This window comes from Massilia sp. Root351, from assembly GCF_001425045.1.
Taxonomy (GTDB): Bacteria; Pseudomonadota; Gammaproteobacteria; order Burkholderiales; family Burkholderiaceae_D; genus Rugamonas.
The window spans coordinates 89,382-95,782 of the sequence record NZ_LMDJ01000008.1; the positions used below are offsets into that span (position 1 = coordinate 89,382).

Consider the following 6,401-nt stretch of genomic DNA (forward strand, 5'->3'; position numbering starts at 1 on the left):
TGGCGCAGCGTCGGCTGAAGTTGTGAAGCGGGAAAGCGAGCTTGCTTCACACATATGCGGCTTTTGCTACGACAAGCTGAACTGCAGCGTCCGCGCTGTTTTTGGTGACGCAGGCGGGTCCCACGTCGCGGAATGGCGGATAGCCAATGGAAAAGCGTATCGCACAGTTTTGTCCGACAGCGGCGACCTCGTGCAGTATTTCAAGACGAATCTGATGCCGCCGAGATACAGGTAGCTCACCATTCTTTTCGCGAATGAGAACCCGGCACGATGAGCTGGCTGCGCAAACAATCTTCCTGAACAAAGGCCCACCGCATGCGCATTGCAATGCTACCCGGCAGTATCCTGATCGCGATCGCCCTGCTGGTGTGCAGCGCGGCAGCGCGCGCGGATGAGTCAAGCCTCACGGCACCGAATGTGGTCGCCATCTCGCCGACGATCGTGACATCGGGCCAGCCGACTGCGGCTTCCCTTGCGGCGCTCGCCGGCCAGGGATTCAAGGCCGTCGTCTACCTCGCGCCGCCAACCGTCCCTGACGCCGTCACTGGCGAAGCGGATATCGTGCGCCGCCAAGGGCTTGAGTTCGTCAACATCCCCATCGAATTCGGCGAGCCGACCGAAGCGGACTTCGAACAGTTCGCCGAAACGATGAGCCGGTTTCAGGACCGGAAGGTACTGGTGCACTGCCAGGTCAATATGCGCGCATCCACGCTCACATTTCTGTACCGCGTGATTAAATTGCGGGAGCCGCCCGAACAGGCATACCAGGCCGTCGCGCGGGTCTGGTCGCCCAGGGGCGCCTGGAATCGTCTGCTGACGTCCCAGCTACGCAAGGCTGGGATCGAGTTCGAGCCGTACTGACCGCTGGCTTCCGGTCTCCGACCGCCTAGCGCTTCAAGGCCAGTTCCAGCATCCCCGAACCGGCCGCCCGATACCCCAGTTTGCCGAACAGCCTTTGCGCCTGCACGTTGGCTTCCGCTACATCCGCAGCCAGCCCGTACAGGCCAAGCACCTCGTCGGCAAAAGTCGTCACGAGGCCAAGCGCTTCCGCCATGTAGCCCTTGCCCCATGCCGACTGCCTGAGCAAGCAGCCCACTTCCGCCGTCCGCAGCGCCATGTCGAAACTGTGGAGACCGCAAGTGCCGACCACCAGCCCACTGTCGTGCGAGGCGATTGCCCACTCCAGCGACTCGCCTTCAGCAAGGAGCTTGCGCACGCTCTTCAGCATCAGCCGGACCGTCCCTGGGTTCGGAAACGGCCGCTCGCCGGTATATTGCATCACCTGCGGATCGCCATAAATGTCGAACAGCGCCGCCGCGTCGTCCTCCTTCATAGCCCTGAGGAGCAGGCGCTCGCCACGCAAGGCAGGCAATACGGCAGGAATGTGAAAGCGGCTGGTGTCGGTCATGCGCCGATTATAGCGGCGCTGTTACGATGCCTCACGGCGTAGCCGCTCCTTACAGTGTTGGCCCCTTTCGAAAGCCGATGGCCAGCCGGTTCCAGCTATTGATCGTGTTGATAGCCATCGTCACCGCCACCATCTCGGCGGGCGTGAAATGCTCGGCCAGTTCGGCATAGGCCGCGTCCGGCGCGCGGGTATCCGCAATGCGGGTCAGTGCCTCGGTCCAGGCCAGCGCGGCGCGTTCGCGGGCCGTGAAGAACGGCGTCTCTTCCCACACGACCAAGCCACTCAGCCGGCGCTCGGTCTCGCCGGCCTTGCGCATGTCGCTGGTATGCATGTCCACGCAAAACGCGCAGCCGTTGATCTGCGAAGCCCGCAGCTTGATCAGTTCCATCAGCGGCGCTTCCAGTCCCAGCTTGCCGACCGCCACTTCCAGGGCGATCATGGCTTTCATTGCGTCCGGGTTGGCGGCATAGAAATCGATACGAGGGTTCATCGTGCTGCTCCTTCAATTTGTTGTTCAGTGAGGCTATTGTAGGAGCCATGGCCGGATAGGCAGGGTGCCAATTCCGGGAAAATCGCGCACGCCAAGAGTCCAATCCCTTGCCAATCCCTGCAAATCCGGGCAGCCTTGGAATCCATGGAACTTCACATCGTTATAGAAGGCCGCAAGGACCTCACCGGCCAATTGCATCGCCAGCTGTCGGACGCCATCCGCAGCGGAAGGCTGGCGCCCGGCCAGCAACTGCCGCCTACCCGCCTGCTGGCCGAGCAGCTCGGCCTGTCGCGCAAGACCGTGTCCGAAGCGTACAGCCGCCTCGCGCTGGACAAGCTGGTGATGGGCCGAGTGGGCGCTGGCAGCTACGTGCAGGCGCCCGCCGAGCCGCGTCCGCAGCACGTGGAGCGCAGCGGCCTGGCCAGCGCCGACATCGTGCGCAAGTGGGACAGCATGGCCACGCCGCTGCGCCATCCGCAGCCTGAAGGCCGCTCGCGCTATGAATTCATCGGCGGCTGCGCCACGCCCGGCCACTTCCCGATGGACGAATGGCGCCGCTGCGTTACCCACGCGCTGCGCCAGGACCCGGCGCTGCGCGGCCGCTACGGCGACGCCGAAGGCGTGCCAGTGCTGCGCGCTGCCATCGCCCGCCACATAGCATTCGCGCGCGGCGTGGTGTGCACGCCAGCCAACGTGGTGGTGACCAACGGCGCGCAGCAGGCTCTGGACTTGCTGGGCCGCGTGCTGCTGGAGCCGGGTTGTGTGGTGGCGGTGGAAGATCCTGGTTACCCAGCAGCACGCGGGCTGTTCGCCAGCCAGGGCGCGCAGGTGGTAGGCATTCCGGTGGACGAGCAAGGCATCATCGTGGATCGCATATCGGACGGCACGCGCCTCATCTACGTCACGCCCGCGCACCAGTTCCCGCTGGGGATGCCAATGAGCGTGGCACGCCGACGCGCCCTGCTGGCCCGCGCCCGCGATATCGGCGCCATCGTCATCGAGGATGACTACGACAGCGAGTTCCGCTACGAAGGCCGGCCCACGGACTCGCTGCAAAGCATGGACACGCACGGCATGGTAGTCTTCGTCGGCACCTTCTCGAAGGTGATGCTGCCCGAGCTGAGGCTGGGCTACATGGTTCTGCCTGAGGCACTGCTCAACGCCACGCTGACGGTCAAGCACCTGACGGACTGGCACACCAGCACGATGAACCAGCACGCCCTGGCCAAGTTCATCACCGATGGCCACCTGCAAAAACATATCCGCCGCTGCCACGGCGTCTACGCCACGCGCCGCGAGCGGCTGCAGTCATTGTTTGCAACCATGCTGGCGCCATGGTTCGAGCTGGTGCCGGCCGAAGCGGGCTTCCACCTGGCAGCGCTGTGCAAGCGCGGGCCCCATATTGACATCGGCCTGCTGCTGCGCCTCGCGCGCAGGGCTGACGTGGGGTTGTACTCGCTGGCGAACTTCTACGCGGACCAGCCGCCGCACCAAGGCCTGTACCTGGGCTACGGCGCCATCGATACGCTCGACATCGAACCCGCGCTTGTCCGCGTGCGCGACATTCTCGTTGAAATGGAATAGCTCAGCCGAACAAGGCGCCGGTGGAATTGGTATAGCAGACAAAATTTCCACCCCGCGCGAAAGCGACCAGGGTCAGGCCGCATTCTTCGGCCAGCCGCACTGCAGTCGCGGTTGGCGCCGATATCGCCACCAGCGCCGAGACGCGCGCCATGGCTGCCTTCTGCACCATCTCCACGCTCGCGCGGCTGGTGATGAGCGCAAAGCCAGCGGACGGGTCCACACGCCGGCGCGCCATCATGCCAATCAGCTTGTCGAGCGCATTGTGGCGTCCCACGTCCTCGAACACGGCCTGCAGCTCGCCGTCCGGCGCGCACCATGCGGCGGCATGTGTTGCGCCGGTGAGCCGCGCCAGCGGCTGCGCGCCACCCAGCGCTTCCAGCGCCACGCGGATGCCGTGTGCAGACAGCGCGCGGTCCGGCGCCAGCACAGGCAAGGTGCGGTAGACTTGATCCAGACTGTCCACTCCACAAAGACCGCAACCGGTGCGCCCGCTCAGGCTGCGCCGCCGCTCTTTGAGCTGCGCGAACGCACGGGCTGACACTTCCAGCTTCACCGTCACACCTTCGCAAGCTTGTTTGATATCGATGCCATAGCATTCGGCGGCATCGTTCAATATGCCTTCCGACAGCGAGAAGCCCAGCGCGAAGTCTTCCAGGTCGGCGGGCGTGGCCATCATCACGGCGTGCGAAATGCCGTTGTACTCCAGCGCAACTGGCACCTCCTCGGCCAGGTCGTCGATATCGTCCAGCAGCTGGCCGCGCGCCAGCCGTCGCACGGCAAAGCGCGAAGAAATCAGCTTTTCATCATCCGGCGGCAGCGTACTCATTCTGTCATCATGCCACAAACGAAATGACGTTACACAATGAGGCGATGACACTTCAATCATTCGGCGGCCCGGGCTCGTTCGAGCTTCGCGACGTGAACACCGACTTGGCTGGTCTTCCGGCGCGGCTGCAGCGCATCGACCTGAAATGTGAGATTTTGCGCATTTTTTCATCTGAGCAAGATGCTATGCTGCCAGAAACAGTCATTCATATCACCCGGCCCGCACTACCATTACTGCCAGATTCCTTGGATCAGCCCGTAGCCACGCCAGCCTGGCGCGGCAAATCGGATGCGAACGGTTGCCGAGTAGCGTTGCATTGCATAAGTAGGCGACAGGGGCTGCGTAGTACCACATTCGTTAAGGCATATTGATGGACGAACCAGATTTCAGCAGCTATACGGAGTCACAGCTTCGACAGATATTGACGCGCATCGATGCTGTCCGTCACCCAGAGCGAGTAAGGGAGATCGAAGCGCGGCTCTCAGCCATGGCATCAGCCTCCGCGCATGCCGAGGCTGAACCGAATTCGGTAATAGCACCGCATACCGCAACCATTGCCACGCCTTGGCGGAGAATCGGCGCATTCGTCATTGATATGCTTATCCTCGGCATCATCGGACTTGCTGCTGGTGCGCTTTTTGGTGCACAGTTTGCCGCGCTTGGCGCGTGGGGCACAGTGGTTGGATTTATCGTTACGCTCGCCTACTTTGGCTTCACAGAAAGCCGAACAGGTGGCGGCCAATCCTTGGGAAAAAGGGCATTGAATCTGAGAGTCGTATCACGGACTGGCGAGGCACTAAGCGCGCCGGCCGCGTTCGTTCGTGCCGCCGTGCTTTGCGTCGCCTATTTTCTAAATGGCGCGGGCTTCGACTTCGGCCGGGCAAACCAATGGGGCGCCGTTGGCATCTCCGTGCTGATCTTTGGACTGATCTTTAGCATGGTCTACATGCTGATCTTTAACCGTAGAACCCGCCAGTCCATACATGACTTGGCAGTCGGGGCTTTTGTTGTCAAAGGAGGTCCTGGTAAAGGAGGCCTGCCCACCGGGCCGATTTGGCGCGGCCACGCCGCCGTCGTAGGCGTCGCAATACTCGTCATGTCCGTTGGAGGCTTGCTGATTTCAAAGCATTTTTTGCAAACCGAACCGCTCGCTAACCTCGCTTTGATACAACAGAAGATTGATGCGCTTCCCGGTGTCGACCGCGTTGGCGTCAATCTCAACTCGCTCTCGTCAAACAACGGGACAACGACTCGTTTGTTCATTAACGCTGTCGTCGACGCATCGGCCCCGAACCAAGAAGTACTCGCACGACGCATTGCGCAGGTTGCGCTGACAAATTATCCTGCGGCGCGCCGCCAGCACGCGATCGCCGTGACACTCTCGTCAGGTTACGACATCGGCATCGCATCATGGTGGCGCTCGACGAACTACGTTTATACACCAGAAGACTGGCAAGCGCCCTTGGGGACTTATGGCAAAGTACTTTAATCTTGGCCACGGCACCAAGCCGCTAGCTGATTCCGCAAATTTCCCGTGGCCGTTTGACATTGATATTTGCTTCGAACCAGTACAGCACCCAGTGGCTTTCAGCGAAGGAGTTGGTCATGGCTCTGCGGGTTGCGCGGTATCTGCAACGGAGGCACTGGAGAGCAAGTGGCGAGAGCACTTTGAGATTACCGGCTCACAGTGGCTGATACCGTACATTGAGAAATTGGCGCAAGGGGCACCACTTCCGCGAGTTGAGATCATGCAACGTTTCATTGAGCTAAACGGCAAGCCACCTGAGAGCTATGAATCAAGTTTCTATTGACGCCCAATAGCAGACTTTCTGCCGGCGACGCCATTACCCTCTATCGTGCAAAAATTTGAAATAGATTAAACATACCATGACAGGCACATATGAATGGAACCCGATGCCCCATCGCTTGGATGTCAAATGTCCAACGTGCCAGCAACGCGCGGAATTTGAGTTCGTTGAGGTTGTTCGCATTAAGGAGCCGCTGAACAATTGAGTTTTTAGCGGCTCAAAGCTTGCTCAGTAGGGGCAATTCAAGTTCAGCGAGCGAAAAATACGGTGAAAAAGTGGCGAAAG

7 protein-coding genes are annotated in these 6,401 nt (G+C 61.0%); 4 read left to right on the plus strand and 3 right to left on the minus strand.

Annotated elements, in window-relative coordinates:
- Positions 1-315: 315 nt before the first annotated feature.
- Positions 316-861 carry a protein tyrosine phosphatase family protein gene (locus tag ASD15_RS12135; RefSeq protein ID WP_082551783.1) on the plus strand — a complete coding sequence of 182 codons (546 nt, stop codon included), beginning with the start codon at positions 316-318 and terminating at the stop codon, positions 859-861.
- Between the two features lie 25 nt (positions 862-886).
- On the opposite strand, the gene ASD15_RS12140 is transcribed toward ASD15_RS12135, so the two are convergent.
- On the minus strand, positions 887-1,408 hold the full coding sequence (locus ASD15_RS12140) for a GNAT family N-acetyltransferase (protein ID WP_057155189.1): 522 nt from the start codon (positions 1,406-1,408) through the stop codon (positions 887-889).
- Positions 1,409-1,457: 49 nt separating this feature from the next.
- Positions 1,458-1,898: a carboxymuconolactone decarboxylase family protein gene (locus tag ASD15_RS12145; protein ID WP_057155191.1), complete on the minus strand. Its 441-nt coding sequence runs from the start codon at positions 1,896-1,898 to the stop codon at positions 1,458-1,460.
- Positions 1,899-2,042: 144 nt separating this feature from the next.
- Between ASD15_RS12145 and ASD15_RS12150 the strand changes: the two genes are divergently transcribed.
- Positions 2,043-3,482 carry a PLP-dependent aminotransferase family protein gene (locus ASD15_RS12150; RefSeq protein WP_057155217.1) on the plus strand — a complete coding sequence of 480 codons (1,440 nt, stop codon included), beginning with the start codon at positions 2,043-2,045 and terminating at the stop codon, positions 3,480-3,482.
- A 1-nt stretch (position 3,483) separates the two neighbouring features.
- On the opposite strand, the gene fdhD is transcribed toward ASD15_RS12150, so the two are convergent.
- Entirely contained in the window at positions 3,484-4,308 is an 825-nt protein-coding gene (fdhD, locus tag ASD15_RS12155) for a formate dehydrogenase accessory sulfurtransferase FdhD (protein ID WP_057155192.1), read from the minus strand.
- Positions 4,309-4,678: 370 nt separating this feature from the next.
- Here fdhD and ASD15_RS12160 point away from each other — a divergent pair, with 370 nt between their 5' ends.
- A complete protein-coding gene (locus ASD15_RS12160; protein WP_082551784.1) occupies positions 4,679-5,797 on the plus strand; it encodes an RDD family protein in 1,119 nt (372 codons plus the stop codon).
- Entirely contained in the window at positions 5,781-6,119 is a 339-nt protein-coding gene (locus ASD15_RS32275; protein ID WP_157200913.1) for a hypothetical protein, read from the plus strand. Before ASD15_RS12160 ends, ASD15_RS32275 begins: the two co-directional genes overlap by 17 nt.
- The last annotated feature ends 282 nt before the right edge of the window (positions 6,120-6,401 follow it).

What these genes read in the sequence shown, in the direction of transcription:
- fdhD (WP_057155192.1), bottom strand. Translation starts at nt 4,308, where the DNA reads ATGAGTACGCTGCCGCCGGATGATGAAAAGCTGATTTCTTCGCGCTTT.
- ASD15_RS12150 (WP_057155217.1), top strand. Translation starts at nt 2,043, where the DNA reads ATGGAACTTCACATCGTTATAGAAGGCCGCAAGGACCTCACCGGCCAA.
- ASD15_RS12140 (WP_057155189.1), bottom strand. Translation starts at nt 1,408, where the DNA reads ATGACCGACACCAGCCGCTTTCACATTCCTGCCGTATTGCCTGCCTTG.
- ASD15_RS12145 (WP_057155191.1), bottom strand. Translation starts at nt 1,898, where the DNA reads ATGAACCCTCGTATCGATTTCTATGCCGCCAACCCGGACGCAATGAAA.
- ASD15_RS32275 (WP_157200913.1), top strand. Translation starts at nt 5,781, where the DNA reads ATGGCAAAGTACTTTAATCTTGGCCACGGCACCAAGCCGCTAGCTGAT.
- ASD15_RS12160 (WP_082551784.1), top strand. Translation starts at nt 4,679, where the DNA reads ATGGACGAACCAGATTTCAGCAGCTATACGGAGTCACAGCTTCGACAG.
- ASD15_RS12135 (WP_082551783.1), top strand. Translation starts at nt 316, where the DNA reads ATGCGCATTGCAATGCTACCCGGCAGTATCCTGATCGCGATCGCCCTG.